At 40.5% G+C, this 19,632-nt stretch carries 15 protein-coding genes; 8 read left to right on the top strand and 7 right to left on the bottom strand.

What is annotated here, in order from left to right; genetic code table 11:
- Window positions 1-750 precede the first annotated feature (750 nt).
- Window positions 751-1,572, top strand: coding sequence for an SDR family NAD(P)-dependent oxidoreductase (locus HWQ36_RS25285; RefSeq protein ID WP_292707891.1), 822 nt, complete (start codon window positions 751-753; stop codon window positions 1,570-1,572).
- A gap of 199 nt (window positions 1,573-1,771) precedes the next feature.
- Here the strand turns inward: HWQ36_RS25285 and HWQ36_RS25280 are convergent, their stop codons facing one another.
- Window positions 1,772-2,986 carry a ScyD/ScyE family protein gene (locus HWQ36_RS25280; RefSeq protein WP_292707888.1) on the bottom strand — a complete coding sequence of 405 codons (1,215 nt, stop codon included), beginning with the start codon at window positions 2,984-2,986 and terminating at the stop codon, window positions 1,772-1,774.
- Window positions 2,987-3,420: 434 nt separating this feature from the next.
- On the opposite strand from HWQ36_RS25280, the gene HWQ36_RS25275 reads away from it, so the two are divergent.
- The 3 genes from HWQ36_RS25275 (at window position 3,421) to HWQ36_RS25265 (ending at window position 7,474) form a co-directional block, all read left to right on the top strand.
- Complete coding sequence (locus tag HWQ36_RS25275; protein WP_292707885.1) at window positions 3,421-4,917, top strand: glycosyl hydrolase family 57; 1,497 nt, start codon at window positions 3,421-3,423, stop codon at window positions 4,915-4,917.
- Between the two features lie 327 nt (window positions 4,918-5,244).
- Window positions 5,245-6,402: an FIST N-terminal domain-containing protein gene (locus tag HWQ36_RS25270; RefSeq protein ID WP_292707884.1), complete on the top strand. Its 1,158-nt coding sequence runs from the start codon at window positions 5,245-5,247 to the stop codon at window positions 6,400-6,402.
- Window positions 6,403-6,409: 7 nt separating this feature from the next.
- Complete coding sequence (locus HWQ36_RS25265; protein WP_292707881.1) at window positions 6,410-7,474, top strand: ATP-binding protein; 1,065 nt, start codon at window positions 6,410-6,412, stop codon at window positions 7,472-7,474.
- Window positions 7,475-7,651: 177 nt separating this feature from the next.
- On the opposite strand, the gene HWQ36_RS25260 is transcribed toward HWQ36_RS25265, so the two are convergent.
- The 3 genes from HWQ36_RS25260 to HWQ36_RS25250 all read right to left on the bottom strand — a co-directional run bounded on the left by HWQ36_RS25260 (window position 7,652) and on the right by HWQ36_RS25250 (window position 11,945).
- Window positions 7,652-9,010, bottom strand: a complete 1,359-nt coding sequence (locus HWQ36_RS25260; RefSeq protein ID WP_292707879.1) for an ATP-binding protein — start codon at window positions 9,008-9,010, stop codon at window positions 7,652-7,654.
- 343 nt (window positions 9,011-9,353) lie between these two features.
- Entirely contained in the window at window positions 9,354-10,325 is a 972-nt protein-coding gene (locus HWQ36_RS25255) for a DUF362 domain-containing protein (RefSeq protein WP_292707876.1), read from the bottom strand.
- Window positions 10,326-10,523: 198 nt separating this feature from the next.
- A complete protein-coding gene (locus HWQ36_RS25250) occupies window positions 10,524-11,945 on the bottom strand; it encodes an aspartate ammonia-lyase (protein WP_292707873.1) in 1,422 nt (473 codons plus the stop codon).
- A 164-nt stretch (window positions 11,946-12,109) separates the two neighbouring features.
- Between HWQ36_RS25250 and pgsA the strand changes: the two genes are divergently transcribed.
- The 3 genes from pgsA to HWQ36_RS25235 all read left to right on the top strand — a co-directional run bounded on the left by pgsA (window position 12,110) and on the right by HWQ36_RS25235 (window position 14,394).
- Complete coding sequence (gene pgsA, locus HWQ36_RS25245) at window positions 12,110-12,628, top strand: CDP-diacylglycerol--glycerol-3-phosphate 3-phosphatidyltransferase (protein WP_292707871.1); 519 nt, start codon at window positions 12,110-12,112, stop codon at window positions 12,626-12,628.
- A gap of 499 nt (window positions 12,629-13,127) precedes the next feature.
- The gene (locus tag HWQ36_RS25240) at window positions 13,128-13,364 is read left to right on the top strand and encodes a type II toxin-antitoxin system HicB family antitoxin (RefSeq protein ID WP_292707896.1); all 237 of its coding nucleotides are present in this window, start codon (window positions 13,128-13,130) and stop codon (window positions 13,362-13,364) included.
- A gap of 130 nt (window positions 13,365-13,494) precedes the next feature.
- Complete coding sequence (locus HWQ36_RS25235; protein WP_292707868.1) at window positions 13,495-14,394, top strand: LD-carboxypeptidase; 900 nt, start codon at window positions 13,495-13,497, stop codon at window positions 14,392-14,394.
- Between the two features lie 96 nt (window positions 14,395-14,490).
- On the opposite strand, the gene HWQ36_RS25230 is transcribed toward HWQ36_RS25235, so the two are convergent.
- The 3 genes from HWQ36_RS25230 to HWQ36_RS25220 form a co-directional block, all read right to left on the bottom strand.
- Window positions 14,491-15,537 carry a glycosyltransferase family 4 protein gene (locus HWQ36_RS25230; protein ID WP_366829664.1) on the bottom strand — a complete coding sequence of 349 codons (1,047 nt, stop codon included), beginning with the start codon at window positions 15,535-15,537 and terminating at the stop codon, window positions 14,491-14,493.
- 241 nt (window positions 15,538-15,778) lie between these two features.
- Complete coding sequence (locus tag HWQ36_RS25225; protein WP_292707863.1) at window positions 15,779-16,522, bottom strand: methyltransferase domain-containing protein; 744 nt, start codon at window positions 16,520-16,522, stop codon at window positions 15,779-15,781.
- A gap of 271 nt (window positions 16,523-16,793) precedes the next feature.
- Window positions 16,794-17,573, bottom strand: a complete 780-nt coding sequence (locus HWQ36_RS25220; RefSeq protein WP_292707861.1) for a putative sugar O-methyltransferase — start codon at window positions 17,571-17,573, stop codon at window positions 16,794-16,796.
- Between the two features lie 709 nt (window positions 17,574-18,282).
- Between HWQ36_RS25220 and HWQ36_RS25215 the strand changes: the two genes are divergently transcribed.
- Entirely contained in the window at window positions 18,283-19,611 is a 1,329-nt protein-coding gene (locus tag HWQ36_RS25215; RefSeq protein WP_292707859.1) for an ABC transporter substrate-binding protein, read from the top strand.
- Window positions 19,612-19,632 lie beyond the last annotated feature (21 nt).

The following is a 19,632-nucleotide window of genomic DNA, read 5'->3' as shown; positions in this document are numbered from 1 at the left end:
GTAATTGGTTTACTCATTGTTGTTACTGTACCTCACTAGACTAGGAAATGCTATAAACCTAGACAAATTAGCATTTGTCTTAAAGTTTTAGCAGATATTCAAGACAAGAATCTAGCCCTATTCTACTTTTTTAAAAAATAAAAATCCTCAATCTATATTTTCAATAAATCAGTAAATATGCTGATAGAAATCTGCCCGTTAGTCAGGAACTCTAACTATTGCAACCATAAACCCAAATATATGTCTTTCTTGTTCCTAACAGATGAATTAGATATAACAATTGCCCAAAAAAAGGCTATTTGTCAGGAAAGTGAGATATTTGTACTGAGGAATTTATAAAAACTTATTTAATAAAATCTTTTATATATATATGCTTGTCGTTAAGAAGTATTAAGAAATCCTGATTAAAGAATATTGCAATACCTTGATTTAATTGCTAACGTGTGTATGACAACGATGCTGATGAACGCTCTGATCTAGGAGAAATAAAATCTATGAGCTATGCCCATTCAGCCAAGTATGTTAGGCTTTGACGGGTTAAAAACGATAAATTTCTGCCTCGTATAGACAATTATGAGGGATTGCAGATTAACCAAGAAATATCTCGTTGCCAAAGGCTTAGTTTCAGTTTGATTTCAATTGCAATAGATTATTTGTCTTACCTTGTGCCGACAAGCGAGTAGCTCTTGATTGTGTATATCGGCAATAACGAAGAGGTTGGTAAGACTTAGATTTTGGAGGATAAAACCAATGGAGATTCAAGGTAAAGTTGCCCTGATTACAGGGGCTTCGCGTGGGATTGGACGAGCGATCGCTCTCGAACTAGCGCAACAAGGCATCAAGCGGCTGATATTGGTAGCACGTGATCGCCAAAAGTTAGTTGAGGTAGCTAACGAAATTGAGGCGATGGGAACAGAAACTGCGATCGTGGCATTAGATTTAACGCAGACAATTGAAGTAAATATCGCTGTTGCCCAACTGTGGCGCAATTTCGGACAGATTCACCTACTGGTTAATTGTGCGGGAGTTGCATACCAAACCTCATTTTTGCAATCTAAGATGCCTCAAGTTCAAGAAGAACTCTCTGTGAACTTGTTAGGGATGTACAACCTCACGAGTCTGATTGCTCGACGTATGGCCAGCCAAAGGCAAGGGACAATCGTCAATGTGTCGAGTCTGATGGGGAAAGTAGCAGCACCAACAATGGCGACTTACTCAGCTACCAAGTTTGCCATCTTAGGGTTTACCCAAGCCTTGCGCCAAGAACTAGCTGAACACAATATCCGAGTGATTGCATTATTGCCTTCGCTCACAGACACAGACATGGTGCGCGACTTAAAATTATTTCGCTGGGTGATCCCCATGACTCCCCAGCAAGTAGCGAAAGCACTCGTCGCCGGAATGCAAAATGATTCACCAGAAATTTTAGTCGGCTGGCAAAGTCATTTAGCCGTATTGTGTCAACGCCTTGCTCCTTGGTTGTTAGAGCTAATTTTACGAATAGCAACTCCGCCAGCACCCAGAAGACAACGGCCTATTGAAAAACTTATCCCTTCGCGTAGCGTCTCGTAGAGAAGGGGAGACAACGAGGGCGATCGGTGACTCAACATTCAGCATTCCTGAACAAACTTGCCCGAAATCTTCAGTCTTTGGGGATTTCCAGAAATTAAATTATTCAATTTTGGGAGCGAAGATGATCGTTAGATTCTTCCTCCCCTGCCTCCCCTACGCCCCCTGCTTTCCCTGCTCACCAAAGCGATGGGATATTTTTTTAGTTGGAAAGTCCCTTGGCTTTACCCTTGTGCAACAAAGTAACGCTCACAGTGCCAAGAAACGCTAATAAGCTGAAAGTAGAAGTAGATTCAGGAACAGACTTGGAATTCTCTATTTTGATAACTTGTCCAAGTCCAGGGCGATCGCCTCGGTTTGTCACGTAAATAGCACCATCAGCACCAATAGTTAAAGCAGTAGGAGACTCTAATCCATTGCCACTAAGAATAGTTGTGCGAGTCCCATCGCTCGCTATTTTAATCACAGAACCATCTAGATTACCTTTCCAGAGTGACTGATTAGCGTACTGTAAAGCATATAAATTACCCTCAGTATCAAAAGCTAAGTCAGTAAGTTGGGTAAAGCCATCGGTATAAACTGTTGGTTGACCATCAGCACCAACTCGGTAGATTTTTGCTTCACCTTCTGGAAAAGGAAAACCAGTTAATTGGCTAATATAATAAGCGCCATCTGGGCCTTTGGCGACATTTGTGGGTACTGCTTGGATTTCAAATGGCGATGACGATGCACCAGAGGGAAAAATTGGATTAGTTAATGTCTGCCGGGGAATTGTGGCGATCGCCTTTAAATTACTTCCATCAGTCCCTACGCTGAGTAAATCATTACCGCCAGTATCAACTGCAACAATATTATTTCCATCTAAAAGAAGAGAGAAGGGATTGCTAATTAGATCGCCTCGATCGGGATTATTTGCAAGTTCATAATTAGCTAAATCAGCAACACTAGTCCAGGAATTTGTATTGAAATTAGCAGTGATAATTTTTCCTAAGTCAGTGTTACCTAATGTGGCGCGAAATGTGGGATTAGAAGCATACCCAACTGCAATATAAGGCTTGCCAGTAGCATCAAATTTGATATCATGAGGCCCAGCAGTATCAGTACCATCTGGTAATGCTAAAGAAGGAAGTCCTGTAAGTACACGTTCTTGCGTACCATTTCCTATTTTTGTCACTGCACCAGTTGTGCCATAACATAAAGATTGACCTGCGGCACTCGGTGAAGGAACACAAGCTCCACTGCCGCCTGTTCCTGCTTCGGTGACGTAGAGACTCCCATCAGTACCAAAACTTAGACCCCGTGGATTATTAAGACCGTCGGCAATTACCGAAAATGATGCCGCCTCTGCTGCTTTCACTCCCGAAAAAGTAGCAATACAAACACTCAAAAATGTAATTCCAAATTGTTTTAGTTTCATTAGACCCCTCCTAAAATTAAATGTGCGTAAAGCATAGAAGAGAAAATTTTATCTTGATAAATACTAATATTGACTGTGTATAGTTTCTGTGGATTTTACAGCTTATTTAGAATAGGGCAACGGATTCAAATCTAGAAATCCAGATGAAATCTAAATTTCTTAATTTCGAGTTGTATCATACCATTTCCAAAAATCTTTGCAACATAATTAATCGGCTGTAGGGGCGTACATCTGTATGCTTCTAGCAACAAAATTAAAGAAGATTGCTGTATATTTTCCAACACTTCCTACATAAGTGGGATATCCAAACTGTTGAATTACAGATATTGCAGGACTACAAGACGATCGCAGTTTGCATCAATAAATAAAGTTGCAGATCAGAAATTGCTGTGCGATCGCATAATTAGACATACCTTGTTTCGGAGCAATCAGAAATGCTTTCCTTCCCCACAACCCTGACTCCTTTGCCCGAAATCATTGATGGCTTGCCGAATATTTCTGGTTGGGAAACAGAGGTTATCTCTGTAGTTAACCGTGATGAGCCTGTATTTTTACCAACAACGAATATCCGCTTAGAAGACGTTAATGCTGTATTTGCGATCGCCTTACACATGCACCAGCCAACTATACCTGCTGGAAATGGCGGTACACTCATCAGCAATCTGCAATATATGTTTGAACATCCTCATGAAGGGGATAACCACAATGCAGATCCTTTTACCCATTGTTACAGCCGCATGGGTGACTTGATCCCCGAACTTGTAAGTCAAGGTTGCAATCCCCGTGTGATGTTGGATTACTCTGGTAATCTTCTGTGGGGACTGCGACAAATGGGACGCGGTGATGTTCTCGATAGTCTCAAGCGGATTACTTGCGATCGCACCTATCAACCTTATGTAGAATGGCTGGGTACAATGTGGGGCCATGCAGTTATTCCTTCTACACCCATAGCAGATATTAAATTGCATATCGTCGCATGGCAACATCACTTTGCGGCAATTTTTGGCTGGGAAGCACTAGCGCGAGTCAAAGGATTTTCGCCCCCAGAAATGCACCTACCAAATCACCCTGATGCTCTCTTTGAATTTGTGAAAGCGCTGAAAGAATGTGGATATCGCTGGTTACTCGTTCAAGAACATTCTGTAGAAACTCTTACTGGCCAATCTCTCACTCATAAACATTTACCACATCGTCTAATTGCCCGTAATTCTCAAGGTGAAACAATTAGCATCACAGCTTTAATTAAAACTCAAGGCTCCGATACTAAATTAGTTGCTCAGATGCAGCCTTATTATGAAGCGAAGACATTATCCAAACAACAAATTGGCAGTGTATTTGTACCACCAATAGTTAGCCAAATCGGTGATGGTGAAAATGGCGGCGTGATGATGAATGAATTTCCTAGCGCTTTTAAACAAGCTTGGTGGGATATGGTAAATAACGGCGGAGGAAAATCAGGTGTAGTTGGGATGTGTGGTACAGAATATTTAGAATTAATCGAAGCAGCAGGATGCAAACCTGAAGACTATCCAACTTGTCAGCCAGTGGGACAACATCAAATTTGGGAGCGAGTTTCACCAGATAATATTCAACCGCAAGCTGTAGAGAATGCAATTCTTGAATTAAAGCAAACAAACTCTAATTTTCATCTGGATGGAGCCTCGTGGACAAATCATATCAGTTGGGTAAAAGGATATGAAAATGTGTTGTCTCCCATGTATCAATTAAGCAGTTTATTTCATCAAAAATTTGATCAATTACAGCAACTTGACTCAGCAGAACCGATCGCTAGACAATCTCAATACCGTAACGTTCTTCTACACAACCTTTTGCTGCAAACCAGTTGTTTTCGTTATTGGGGACAAGGCGCTTGGACTGATTACGCGCGGGAAATTTACCAACGGGGCGAAAATTTATTGCAGATGAATTGAACGGGGGACTGGGGACTGGGAAGATGAGGGAGATGAGGGAGAAATCAATTCAAAATTCAAAATTCAAAATTAAAGAACTTCTGCCTCCTCCCCTCTGCCCCCCTGCTTCCTGCCTCCTGCCTCCTCTGATAAAAAGTCAGGTGAATTGAGATTTAGTGCAAGTAAGTGGGAAGTCTAAGTGTAGGTTGCTGGGTGCTGACATCCGAATTGGATTAGGGCGTGTTTTCAAAGTCTTAGATCCCCCCAACCCCCTTAAAAAGGGGGGCTAAACCAGTAGTTTGAAAACACGCCCTAGCACTTGGTATTCAAACTTACAATGAGGTAGTTGTGTTTAGAGTTGTTGTTGGTCATAGCGACGATCCTGATTCTCAAAATGCGATCGCTGAAGTTCTTCAAGAATGTAGTCGTTCTCTAGCAGGAGAAATTCCTCAAGCTGGAATTTTATTCACTGCTATAGACTTTGACCATGTGTTAATTTTACAACGCATCCAGAATGCTTTCCCCGGAATTGAGTTGATTGGTGGAACTACAAATGGAGAAATCTCTTCAATTTTGGAGTTTCAGCAAGATTCTCTGACCTTAATGCTGTTTGCGAGCGATGAAGTGGAAATTCGGGCAGGTATTGGACGAGGAGCATCCAAAAATCCAATCCTTGCAGCCCAAAAAGCGATCGCCCAAGCAAAGGCAAAGAGTGCATCCTCACCACAATTGTGCCTTACCTTTCCCGATAGTCTGACGAGCAATGGAGTCTTAATTTTAGAAGGTTTAAAACAAAGCTTGGGAGTCCATGTTCCCATCATTGGGGGAATGACTGCCGATGACTATACCTTTGACAAAACCTACCAATTCTTCCAAGGTGAAGTCTTGAGTGATTCAATTCCAGTGCTGCTGTTCTCTGGACAACTACTCTTTTCTCACGGAGTTGCCAGTGGTTGGACTCCCATCAGTCAACGTAGGCGTGTAACTAAAGTGGATGGCAACATAGTCTATGAAATTGATGGACAGCGTGCCTTAGATTTCTACCAGCACTATCTGGGTGAAGAAAAATTTGCGTCCAACTATGCCATCCATGCGCTGGCAGTTTATGAGGATCGAGATCATTTCTATTTGCGGGCACCCAATGGCTACGATCAACAGTCTGGTAGCGTGAAGTTCTTCTTAGATATTCCTGAACAGGCTGTTGTACAAATCACCGATGCAACTCGTGACAATATTCTGTCAGCTTCGGAGACATCCTTGAAAAATGCTCTAGCTGATTATCCCGGTGTAGAGCCAACAGCAGCGTTGCTTATTTCCTGTGCAGCTCGTCGGCGAATTTTGGGAACTCTGACTAGAGAGGAGTATCAGCTTGTCAAAACTCATTTACCAGAAGCATTGCCTTGCTGTGGTTTCTACGCTTACGGTGAAATTGCTCCTTTGGTGAGAGGAGGCCAAACACAATTTCATAATAAAACGTTTGTAACACTGTTATTAGGAACAAAATGAGTAGTGTATGGATAACCAAGACAATTCCATACAGATGCAATTGGAAAAGACAAACCGCATCTTGCTAAAAAAGCTGGAACGCTGCCAAAATGAACGCCGCCAGTTAGAAACTGATATTGCAACAAAGGAGTTTTTACTTAAGAAAGTCATTTGTGAGTTAGAAGAGTCTCAGACGGACTTGCAGTACAGAGGCCAAGAGTTAGAAAATACGTTAGATAGTTTGCATAAAATGCAAGCTCAAATGATTCAAAGCGAAAAAATGTCTGCCCTGGGTCAAATGGTGGCTGGGATTGCTCATGAAATCAACAATCCCGTTAGCTTTATTTACGGAAATATCAGCCATATAAGCCAATACACCCATGACTTATTGCGACTTGTCCAGCTTTATCATCGTTATTTTCCCAACCCACCCGTTGAAATTCAAAGCGAACGCAAAACCATCGATTTAGAGTTTTTAGAAAAAGACGCGATTATGGTATTGCATTCAATGAATATCGGGACGGAGCGGATTCGGGATATTGTGCTGTCACTACGTAACTTCTCACGCCTAGATGAAAGTGAGTTCAAAGCGGTGGATATTCATGAAGGCATCGACAATACTTTAATGATTTTGCAACACCGCCTGAAAGCCACTGACAAAAACCCCGCAATTCAGGTCATTAGAGACTACGGCAATTTATCTCATGTAGAATGCTGCGCCGGACAGATCAACCAGGTGTTTATGAACATTCTAGTAAATGCGCTCGATGCCCTAGAAGAATTCAATACCAAACGAACTTATCAAGAAATCCGGGATAATCCCAGTCGCATCATGATTAGTACCTCTGTCGTTGATTCGCAGTGGATAAAAATTGCGATCGCTGACAATGGATCTGGGATTCCAGAATCTATTCAAAAAAAGATTTTCAATCCCTTCTTTACAACAAAACCTGTCGGTAAGGGAACAGGAATGGGAATGGCTATCAGCTATCAAATTATCACCGAAAAACATGGTGGCAAGTTAGAATTTTTTTCGACACCTGGAAAAGGAACGGAGTTTGTACTTCAAATTCCTATTCAGCAACAAGTTTAGTCATTTGTCATTGGTCATTTGTCATTTGTACTAATGACTTCAGTTTCTCCACGGCTTTTTATGAAAATGATAGTGGGGAGTTAGCGAGTCTACGAGTATCGCAAACGCGGGAGCGTGGATCAAATAAGGTGTGTTTTCGTAGCCGGGGGATGAATTAAAATTCATAATTCTGATCAATCAAAGTAAAGGTAATAAAATTTCAAACTTTGTACCTATACCAATCTGTGAATGGAAATTTAATTTACCGCCATGCCTCACAGTGATGATTCGATAACTTACTGCTAAACTAGTATTTTTACTATTCTTTGTTTCCAAAGAAAAAGACTCTATAATTTGCTGTTGCAATTCTTGAGACATTCCAGGGCCATTGTCAGCAATGCGAATTAAGACCCAACGAGAATCTGGTGCATTTGGATTGCTTGCTTCTTGCGAAATTACTTCTGTAGTAATCTCAATTCGAGGTTTTTGAACAGTTTTTGTCTCTTCTAAATGCAACTGCTGTCGAACAGCTTCATTAAGTAAAGTATCTACAACTTCGCTGAAAATATTCATCAAAACCTGGTTAATCTGCCCCATAAAGCAATAAACTGGGGGTAGTTGACCGTAGTATTTGACGATTTCAATTTCTCCTTGAAGACGGCTATTAATTAATAAAATAATACTGTCTATACTAGCGTGCAAATCTACTGGTTTTGGATATAGTTCATCGATATGACAGAAGTTTTGTAAACTAGTAACTAGCTTTTTTAATCTTTCTGCTCCCGTGCGGATACTAGCAAGCGATCGCGACAAATCTTGTTCTAAAAAATCAAATTCAATCTCTTCTTTAATCTGATTAATTGTCTGAGAAACTGATGGTAATTCTTGATTGTAAGCAGCTATCAGCTTAAGTAAATCTTGGCTGTAGTTTGAAACATAAGTTATGTTCCCCCAAATAAAACCCACTGGGTCTAAAATTTCATGTGCTATACCATCTACCAAACGTCCCAGATTTGCCATTTTATCATTTTGAATCATTTGAGCTTGGCTGCGTTCATACCGCACCAGATTGTCGATTCCTCGAATTTGCCAAGAAATAATATTCAATTCTTGGACATCTAACAATCTATAAGCACCTGATTCTGTCTGTACTACAATTGGTTCTGCTAATAATTCTGGCGATCGCTTTAAGCTAAGTTGCATCGCTGTTAAAATCGATGTTGTATCCGCAAGCAGCAACATCGGTATCCGCGCATAGCTGTAGAGAACGGATAATGGTTGCTGAACCAACAACTCTTGTCCGAATGGGCGAATCAAAAATTCTAGCAGCCGCCGCCGCGAAATCATCCCAATGAACCTTCCCTGTTCTACCAAAATTATTCCTGGTAACAACGGGTATTTTTCTAAAAAATTAGCCACTTCCATACCAGTGTGATTGATTTCCACTGGAAAGTTGTACATTGGTAGTTCTTGGAGGGTTGAATCTAAACCCAGATCGCGATCGCTACCAACAGACAAAAATGGCGGTGAGATTTGGCAACTAAATTCTTCTGACACTAGACACCCTGATTTTTACAAAGAATTGGGTAAACAATAAGTTAATATTTTACATTCTGCCACCCTAGAAATGCGTGTTCAGTTTAGGTATCTAATAAGACTATTGGTCTGTCAAGGGGAAAATTGTTCTCAGGCGACTGGGAGTAATTGGCGTGTCGAAGGTGATTAAGAACATTCCAAATAAAAAAATATCCCATCGCTTTAAGGGCAGGGGGGCAGGGGGGGGAAAATCGTAGTGAAGTACAGAAATTGGATAATTTATTTTTTGGAGTTCTCTTAATAATTCTCCCTCATCCCCCGGTTGGTGAGCGAAGTCGAACCACATCCCCCCACTCCCCACTCCCTACTCCCTTCCATAAACACTAATTGGTTCTTTGATAAATCGGGTGTAAAGATGCTTAAAGGTAGACTTAATTATGCGGGGCATACCAAAATCGATGGGCATCAATTTGTCTGGTAGCTGCCAATCTTCTATTTTTAATAAGTCAGGATTTAAATGTGGAAACTCGATAGCAGCAAGTTCTGGACAAACTCCTAGTCTTTGGGAAGCTGCAACTGTAGGTACTTGTTCGGGAGGAACATTGAGGATTTCTACCATTGCCCTATCTAAGGCAAATATATCTGATGCGGCTGCTAAAATACCCAGTTGGCGAGGTTCACCATTACTAGGACCATTTCCTTCATGACCGATGATGCCATCTAATATGGTTAAGTTAGGGTTAATAGCCCTGGCAGTTTCTACTAACATTTCACCAAATCTATTCGCATCTTTTCCGGCTTCCATGTGCCACCAAGCTTTCATTTTACCGGGGACGCAACCAAACAAGTTTTTTACGCCCAGTGTTAATGTCAACTGGGCATGGGATTTAACTTTAGGTAGGTTAATCACTACGTCTGCTTCCATTGCTTCTTTAGACAGTCGCAGATGATTAAAATTATCACTAACAGTTTGGTAACGCTGACCGTGAAAATCGATGATGGGAAGATTGAGTTCTTCTAAAATAGGCAGATAGCCGTTTGCTATTGCTACGCCCTTAGCACTACCAAAAGCAGGACTATCACCTAAAAATGGCTTACCGCCAACCTCAATTACCATCTGGGCAACTTCGTAAACTAGTTCGGCGCGCGTGATACACTCTTTACCAGGACGTGACCCTGTAAGTAGATTAGGTTTGAGTAAAACGCGATCGCCTTTTTTCACAAATGCTGCTATTCCTCCAAAAGGTTCCAGGAGAGTTAGCAAGGATTTTCTTAAAGCCTCTTGTTCGTAAGATGTAGCCCGAATGAGACTAAGAGATGGTTTTTGAGTTTGCATGGATGGATAAGGGATAGAGGAGTGGGGAATGGGAGCAAGGGGAGATGAGGGAGATGAGGGAGTGGGGGGACAAGGGGGACAAGGGGGACAAGGGGGAATTATTGAACAAGTATCTCCCTTGTCTCTTCTTCATGCCCAATTCCCAATACTTCGACTTCGCTCAGTACAAGTGCCCAATTCCCAATGCCCCATAATCTATTATTCTGTTTTGAGTGGTAAGATACCACTCATTTGTTCTAGATTTAACACTGTGGCTAAGTCTGTTTCACTCATCAACCCGCGTTCTAGAACAATCTGCCGTAGGGATTTACCAGTTTCTAAAGATTCTTTAGCGACAGCAGCAGCGTTTAAATAACCGATGTGGGTATTTAGTGCGGTTACTAAAGCTAAACTGCCTTCAGCATAAGCTAAACAACGTTCTTGGTTAGCTGTAATTCCCTCGATGCAGCGTTCGGTGAGGGCTGCAATGGTATTACCCAGAATTTCGATACTGTGAATCAAGTTATAACCAATCAGTGGCATCATCACATTTAATTCTAATTGTCCGGCTTGTGCGGCTAATGCGATCGCACTGTCGTAACCCATCACCTGAAAACACACCATTGATGTCATCTCTGCCATGACTGGGTTATATTTCCCTGGCATAATTGATGAACCGGGTTGCACTGGAGGGAGTTGAATTTCTTTCAACCCAGTTTTTGGCCCCGAATCCATCAGCCGCAAATCATGAGAGATTTTGACTAAATCCTGCGCTAAGTTGCGTAAAGCACCGGAAACATTTACAAATGGGGCCATACTCTGCATCGCTGCCATCAGATGGGGCGCGGGTTCTAAAGGTGTATCAATCAATTCTGAAAGAACTTCTACCACATGGGCGCGATATAGGGGATGAGTATTTAAACCCGTTCCGGCTGCACTACCTCCCAAACCCAGCACCATTAAATCACCAGAGGCGGTGTAAATCCGGTTTTGGTGTTCTGTAAGAATTTGCGCCCAAGCCCGGAAATTTTCACCCAAACGCACGGGTACTGCGTCTTGCAAGTGGGTTCTGCCAGATTTGACGATATCTTGAAATTCTACAGCTTTGTTTTCTAAAGATGCGATCGCACTATCTATTGCTGGGTGCAATGTCTTGGATAATGCCAATAATCCACCAATCCGAATTGCCGTCGGAATCACATCATTGGTAGACTGCCCATAATTAACGTGATCGTTAGGACTAACACGTTTATAATTACCCTTTTCTTCACCCAGAATTTCTAAGGCACGATTTGCCAGAACTTCGTTGACATTCATGTGATGAGATGTTCCAGCACCCGCCTGATAAACATCCACAACAAATTGATCCCGGAACTTCCCAGCCAATATTTCATCAGTTGCTTGGACAATCGCCTGACTAATATCTTGGGGGATGCAATTCAGTTCTCCATTCACAATTGCTGTAGCTTTTTTAATTATTAGTCCAGCATCTACGTAAGTAGCTAAAGGCTTAATGCCGCTAATAGGAAAGTTTTCGATTGCCCGTAGCGTTTGAATGCCGTAATAAAAGTTACTTTGAATTTGGCGATCGCCCATCGAATCGCGTTCGATGCGGAATTGGTTGTCTGTGTGTTCAGTCATAGTATTGTTTTAAGAGAACTACAGAAAACAGATTTTCCCACGCAGCCACACTCAGATACACTAATCTGCATAGATTTTGCATATTTGCTTGGCTACTTGTTGCTTTACACTTGTTAATCTTGAAGTTTGAATTACGAATTACGAATTACGAATTACGAATTATTATGACCATACCCAACTGGATTACCTTCTCTCGCCTATTGGGAATACCATTTCTGCTTTACGGTTTATATAATCCCACACCTCAAGCTCAGTGGATATGTTTGGCGATTTTTCTTGTTGCTGCATTGACTGATTGGTTAGACGGCTATTTGGCGCGGAAACTCAACCAAATTAGTGAATTGGGTAAATTTCTCGATCCCTTAGTGGATAAACTTCTAGTACTTGCGCCGTTGCTGGTTTTTATTGAACTAGGAAAAGTCCCGGCTTGGGGAGTGTTTTTGATTTTAGCGCGAGAATTAGCGATCGCTGGTTGGCGGGTGAATCAAACGACGATTACCGGGGCGAATATTTGGGGTAAACTCAAAACTGTTAGTCAAATAATAGCGATCGCACTTTTAATAGCACCTCTGGCTGAAGTGTGGCAAACTCCCTCTTTGATTGCCTTTTGGGTTTCTGTCGCCCTAACTTTAATCTCTGGAGGTATTTATCTTGTACCGCAAAAAGCTAGCACTGCTGATTAACGCTCTTTTATGACTCTGATGAAAGAAAAAATGTAGGTTGGGTTGAACTTTAGTGAAACCCAACAAAACCAAGGGTTTTTCGTGTTGGGTTTCGTCCCTCAACCCAACCTACTCGTAAATTTATCAAAGCCTTAAAAATCAAGGGTTCTGAATTTTTATTTAACGAGAGTAATAGAAGAGCGTTAAAGATAAGCTATAGCGGTTCTCAGTTGAGTGCAATACAGACCTAACCCCCAGCCCCAACCCTTGTAGCGTTGGGGAGTAAGATTCAAAGCCTCTCTCCTTTTAGGAGAGAGGTTTGGAGAGAGGTCAAACTGTATTGCATCCAAGCGAGAACCGCTATAAAACACATCTAATTTGCATATTAAAATTTTATCAATCTCATGTGGGGTGGGCATCTTGCCCGCCCTGATGATGCAACTTAAATGCTGATTAGCTTATCTAATGTATTGTCCCTGTAGGTCTGAGATTTTCCCAGATAATCATGACAAAATATTTAATGAAACCACAATACAGTATTGTAATTCAGTGGTCGATGGAAGATAAAAAGTACATTGTCAGCCTACCTGAGTTTGGCCCTTATGCACACACTCATGGAAATACCTACGCCGATGCTCTCAATAATGGTGAGGAGGTGCTGGAACTTTTGATTGAAGATTACCAAGTACAAGGAAAACCATTACCAGAGCCTTTGACTGCTAACGTTTCCTTTCAGTTTGTGCAATCCTCACCGTAATTATGGGAACACTCGGTAATTTGAAAAATTATTCAACAAAATTTGATCGGAGTTCTGAGGTATAGTCTTTATTCTTAACCCCTTGTACAGACGCGATGAATCGCGTCTCTCCTCACCCCTAACTTTTTTCATGCCATCCAAAATCTTACCACCGCCCCTAAAACCTGGAGACTTAGTACGAGTAATTGCCCCTAGTGGTGCTTTGCGAGAATTTGAAGCATTTGAACGGGGTTTAGAAATTTGGCGATCGCGTGGTTATCGAGTAGAAATCAGCCCTCAGATAGATGACAAATGGGGTTATCTGGCAGGAAAAGACGAAACCCGCCGTCAGCAATTAGCAGCAGCGTGGCAAGATCCTGATTGTCGGGGTATTCTCTGTACCAGAGGCGGTTTTGGCAGCACCCGCATTTTAGAAGATTGGAATTGGCAACAAAATTCAGCCATTCCCAAGTGGCTTATAGGCTTTTCTGATATCACAGCTTTATTATGGAGCCTTTATATAGCAGGAATTTCCGGCGTTCATGCTCCTGTACTGACAACCTTGGCAGATGAGCCAGATTGGTCAGTTGAGCGATTATTCGATTTGGTAGAAGGTCGTCCTCTCGCACCTCTCAAAGGTTGCGGGTGGGATGGCGGCGTAGTAACTGGTACTTTGTTACCAGGTAATCTCACGGTGGCTACTAACCTTTTAGCTACACCAGTTTTGCCACATTTGGATGGTGTAATTCTGGCGTTAGAAGATGTCACAGAAGCACCCTATCGCATCGATAGGATGCTGACACAATGGCGTTTGAGCGGTGCTTTATCTCAAGTCTGCGGTATTGCTTTAGGCGGTTTTACTCGCTGTGAAGCACCGCCAACTGTATCTAGCTTTAGTGTAGAAGAAGTATTGCGCGATCGCTTGGGTGATTTGGGTATTCCTGTTGTCTCTGACTTACCTTTTGGCCACGATAGTCCCAATGCAGCTTTACCAGTGGGTGTAGAGGTAACTTTAGATGGAAATGCGGGGATATTAGCGATCGCGCCATAGTTGAACACAAATATTGTAGCTTTAGGTTATCATCCAGATTAGTCTCAAAAATTAATCTACTTCTGGATTACAACATTACGAATTACGAATTACGAATTACGAATTACGAATTATTTTAAACCACTCTTCAGTGCGATCGCCCATAGCTTCTAAAGAATATAGGGTTTCTGCTTGCTGGCGACAAGTTTGTCGGTCAATTTCATCCAAATGCTTAATAGCATCTACTAAACCTTGAACACTATCAGGTTCCACCAAAAAACCAGTTTTTCCTTCTTGGACAATTTCTGTTAAACCACCGCGACGATAAGCAATTAAAGGTACTCCACAAGCAAGCGCTTCTATTGCTACATTTCCAAATGCTTCTATCCAACGAGGAGTTACTAAAAGTGCTTGACATTTACCTAGCTCCTTTTGTAACTCAACTGTTGGTAAAAATCCTATATATTCTATAGGAGCATTAGGATATTCTTGACAAATTTTCTCCCAGTAAGATAGATCCTGTTTTAACCCGAATATTTTCAGTGTAATACCGGTGATTTCTGCTGCTGCTACTGCATCCTCTAGTCCTTTTTCAGGAGCTATCCTACCTACCCACGCCAAGCTCTGAGTTGGTTCCTGGCAAAACTGATAAATAGATAAATCCATGCCATTTAACAGACAAATACACCGTTCTGCAAATGTGAAAGTAGCTGCTTGGGTTTGACTGTGAACACCGATACTACCCGGAAAACTGATTGCTACTTGTTCAATAATCTCATCCATTGCGTCTGTCAACGAACCCATGCTGATCAGATGTGCGATCGCACAGTTAAAAAATGGTGTTAAATATAGTGGCAACCAATCATAAGCAAAATTCACAATCAAATCATAATCTGCTTGCACTTGGCGAGCATAATTCCACATATTCGCCAAAACAGAATTTTTATGCAGCAAAATTGGCTCGTTACGACTCTGATTTTGCGCTGGTATCTGTATTAGTTCACCGGGAATTCCTCTAATCGGTAATGAGTCGCTGATAGACCCTTGCGGTGCAACAATTTCTAATTTATGCCCTCGCCGCAGCATCTCTGTAGCAATATTAGATAGAGTCAACTCTACTCCGCCTCCCAATCCTGAACCTAGCGGGCCCATCGGGGTGGACATAAATAATAATTTATGGTACATTTCCGTCGTCAATGTATTTTTATAAACATCATTTTTTCACCTAAACAACATACAGCGGTTTGCAAGTAAGTGAGGTACAAAATGCAAGGCTCACACATCACATATAAAGAGTTTCTACCTCCTGCCTCCTGCCTCAAAACCCGTAACTTTGTACCTCATGCAAAAGAAAACTGCTGTATTTATCGGATTTCGCTATGGCTCCATCCAAAAAATATGCAATTCAACTCTGCTTCCGGTAGCAGCGAGTTGTAATCAGGTAAGGGTGAAAAACCTCTAAAAATTGACTCTGAAGTGTATGGAAAAATGTTTCTACTACTTTAGGATCGTCTAAATGAAAAGGGAATTCTTGATTGAAACCTTTAAAGAAATACCAATTCACTATCATTTTACCTTCAGAGTTTAAAGATTGATAAAATTCTAATAACTGCTGGCTAGGATCTGAAACATGTTCTAAAACATCAAAACACAAAATAGTATCAAACTTCTCTTTCGCGGGCATATCAAGAGGACAAATTATTTTTTTGTCCAGTCCCATTTTCTCTGCTCGATACTGAACAAAATCACGATTAATCGGATTAATATCATAATAAATAACTTGCTCCACTTGTGGACAAAGAGCAGCACCAAGGGCATGAGTTCCTATTCCACCACCAAAATCTAATACTCTCCCTTGAGCATAATCTGCAATTAGCCGCAACATCTCTCCAATATAAGCATAACTTGATAGATGCCAAGCCCCTAATTCAAATAAGTAAAGTTCTCCTACTTTTTCACGATAGAAAGCAGTTGCTTCTTCCCAATTAAAATCTTTGCGTCCTAAGTTTTTTATTTCCTCTTGTCCTGCTGCTAACTTTGTCTCTATGGTTTCTGGATCTAAATTTAAAAAACATTGTAAATGATGTTTTAAGTCAAATGAATTTTCTAAAAAGCTATTTAAGAAAGAAGGAACGGTAGAGTTTACCATCAAATTTATATCACAATGAAATCAACGTATTCTATTATAGAATAAATGGTTACTATAGCTTTTCCTAATCAAATGAGATACATCATAGCCCCCTATCGAAGAGCGGGGAGGGGGTTGGGGGTGGGGTTTTTGTACCTCACTCAACTGGGAACCGTTATATTGCCCAATACTTTTAATTTTAAGAGGATGTCACTTAAGTTTTGAGTGATGTATTGGGCTGTTAAATATCTCCCTAAGTTTTATTCCATTTTGATAAATACGGTAATGTTTTTTACCAAACTAAAGTACAATCTTTCGGGTGTAATATTCCAACTTCTTTATTTACTCTGATTGTAGGAATGATTTTAATTAACTCTTCTTTTGTATATGAATTAAAATCTTCTGGATTGATTTCATTGTATGTAATATAGCCTTTTGTGGCAGAAAGAAGCACCTTTTCTAGATAAACATCTTGTATTTCTCGTCTCAGTTCAGTAAAGGCATAATTGCTAATTACAAGATCATAATTATTTTTAGACAATTCATTCATTGTCTTATAGTTCAGCGTCGTGTTTAACGGGTAATGGTCTAAATATCTTTGAGCTAACATTAGCACTGGTTTCAGGTCAACCAATGTATAGGTTTTTACGTTGAAATAACTACTGATAATTCTGCACAGTCCTCCATAACCAACTCCGATTTCACATATATTTAAGTTGTCTAGAGTGCCAAATTCAGATTCCAAATCTGACAGAATTTTTATGTATCGGAGGGTAGGTGGTGCAATTGTACCAATGCCCTCGTAATCAAAAACTATAGGATTGCCAATCCGATCATTTTTCTGAAATTCATTAACCTTACTCAATACATTAGAGGAAGACTTAGACGTATTGGTTGCTTCAAGATATTCTAAGCCTTGGTCGAAGTCGTCGTGTTCTAATGCAATTTTGTATACTTCATTGCGACGAAAATCTTTGAATATGGAATAATCTAAACTAGCTTTTAAACAAAATTCAGGATAATCAATATTGTCTGTCAGGCTAGTTCGCAAAATTTTATCTTGAGAATTCATGCTTACTAATGTCCTTATTTAGGTATAACTATTTATTCAACTGAGTTGTCCAGCTAGTCTATAAATGAAGAGTCAGAAATCATTTATACATCAAAACTGAATATAGAAGAGTCCATGAATAGTTCTTCTGTAAGCTACTAAGCAGATAGTGTGATAGAGGTCAATACTTAATAGCTCTTTTCTCTCAGAATTTAGTGACAAAACTGACCTCAACTCTTACGTGTAAAGTTACCACACATCAGCTACAGATTCAACATTTTGGATAAAAACCCCAAACCTGCTCTTTAACAGTGTTCTTTTTGATGGTATAATCCTGATAGATGAATACGGTTGTTAGAAAAATTGTTATACCAATTCTTTGTGAAAATGCACAAAATTAAGGTTGGTCAGACTTGATGACTAAGACCCAAGTCTGACAAATTTCACAGGTAATCAGTATCCAAAAGCTTTACATGAGTTTAAACATTTGAAAAAGAAGGAATTTAACCTTCATCAAATTGACTACACTGTAGTGTATTTTAAGAAGAGTGAAGTGATTGAGACTCAGCACATTTCAAAATATAGCAAAGATATAATAATACGAAGTTTTTATCCTAATTATTACTAGTCTCCAGAGTTATCTATGGAGATTTAAATTTATCACCTATACTTCATAACTTGATATTTTATTTTTCACATTTCAGATAATGCACTTGCTTAACTACTTGGCATGAATTTTACTCTTTTCCAATCCCAAATTCAAAACTTTTTCCGCCAGTTAACCAATTCTGCTTGGTGGCTTTCACTGATGGGAATTATTCTGAGTATATTTTTCATATTCTTATATGGTTTTCAGGGAACAGTTCAGAAAAGTGACGCAGTAATTCATCTGAGTCTATGGCAATCAATCAATCCCCCTGCTAATCGGGATGTGTTTAACAAACTAGTAAATAAATTTAATCAAACTCATACTGATATCCAGGTGGAATCTATCTTTGTAGGTCAACCCCAATTGCCAAAAATATTAACAGCAGTTGTGGGCAATGCACCTCCAGATATCCTATCATTCGATCCTCAATTGACAGGTCAGTTTAGAGAATTAGGGGCAATTCGACCTTTAGAAGATTGGCTGGAAAAATTGCCATTGAATTCGGAAATTAGCCCCAACCTATTGGAGGAATTAAAATTAGACGGTCATCTTTGGTCAATCCCACTTTATACCAGCAATTTAGGGATTTTTTACCGGCCTAAACTTTTCCAAGCTGCGGGAATTACGGAAACTCCTAAGACTTGGGAAGAGTTGAGGGAAGTTGCCAAAAAATTAACCATAGACCGCAATGGTGATAACAAACCTGAACAGTACGGAATATTACTGCCTTTTGGAAAGGGAGAATGGACTGTCTTTAGTTGGTTCCCCTTTTTATTGAGTGCTGGGGGAGAAATTGTTACCAATAACCGTCCAAATTTGACGAATGCAGGAGCGATCGCAGCCTTAAAATTTTGGCAAGATATATTAAAAGATGGTTCTGCAACCCTTTCTCCCCCAGAGCGAGGTTATGAAGAAGACGCTTTTATTTCAGGCCGTGTCGCTATGCAGATTACAGGCCCCTGGACTTATATCATGAAGTCCAATGTTGACTTTAAAGTATTTCCAATACCTACAAGTGTGAAACCTGCCACGGTGACGGGGACTGGAAATATATATTTGATGAAGACTACGCCAGAAAGAGAGCAAGCCGCACTCAAATTTTTAGAGTATGTCTTGAGTGAAAAATTCCAAACAGAATGGAGTATGGGGACGGGTTTTTTACCAGTTAACCTAAAATCTGTCCGCAGTCAGGCTTACCAGGATTTTATTCAGCAAAAATCTGTCTTGAAGGTCTTTATTGACCAAATGCCTGTATCAGGTTTTCGACCAATCATTCCTGGTTATAGTCGATTATCTGACAGTTTAGGTCGAGCCATCGAAGCTACCATGCTAGGCGCATCTCCAGAAACAGCACTTAAACAAGCCCAAGCAAATCTTGATTCCATTTGGGATTCCCTACAACCTAGATGAAACCTAAAATCTTACTAGCAC

The organism is Nostoc sp. NMS2 (assembly GCF_017115105.1).
GTDB lineage: Bacteria > Cyanobacteriota > Cyanobacteriia > Cyanobacteriales > Nostocaceae > Nostoc.
Note: the sequence above shows the minus strand (reverse complement) of the source record. Positions and strands in the feature narration are given on the sequence as shown.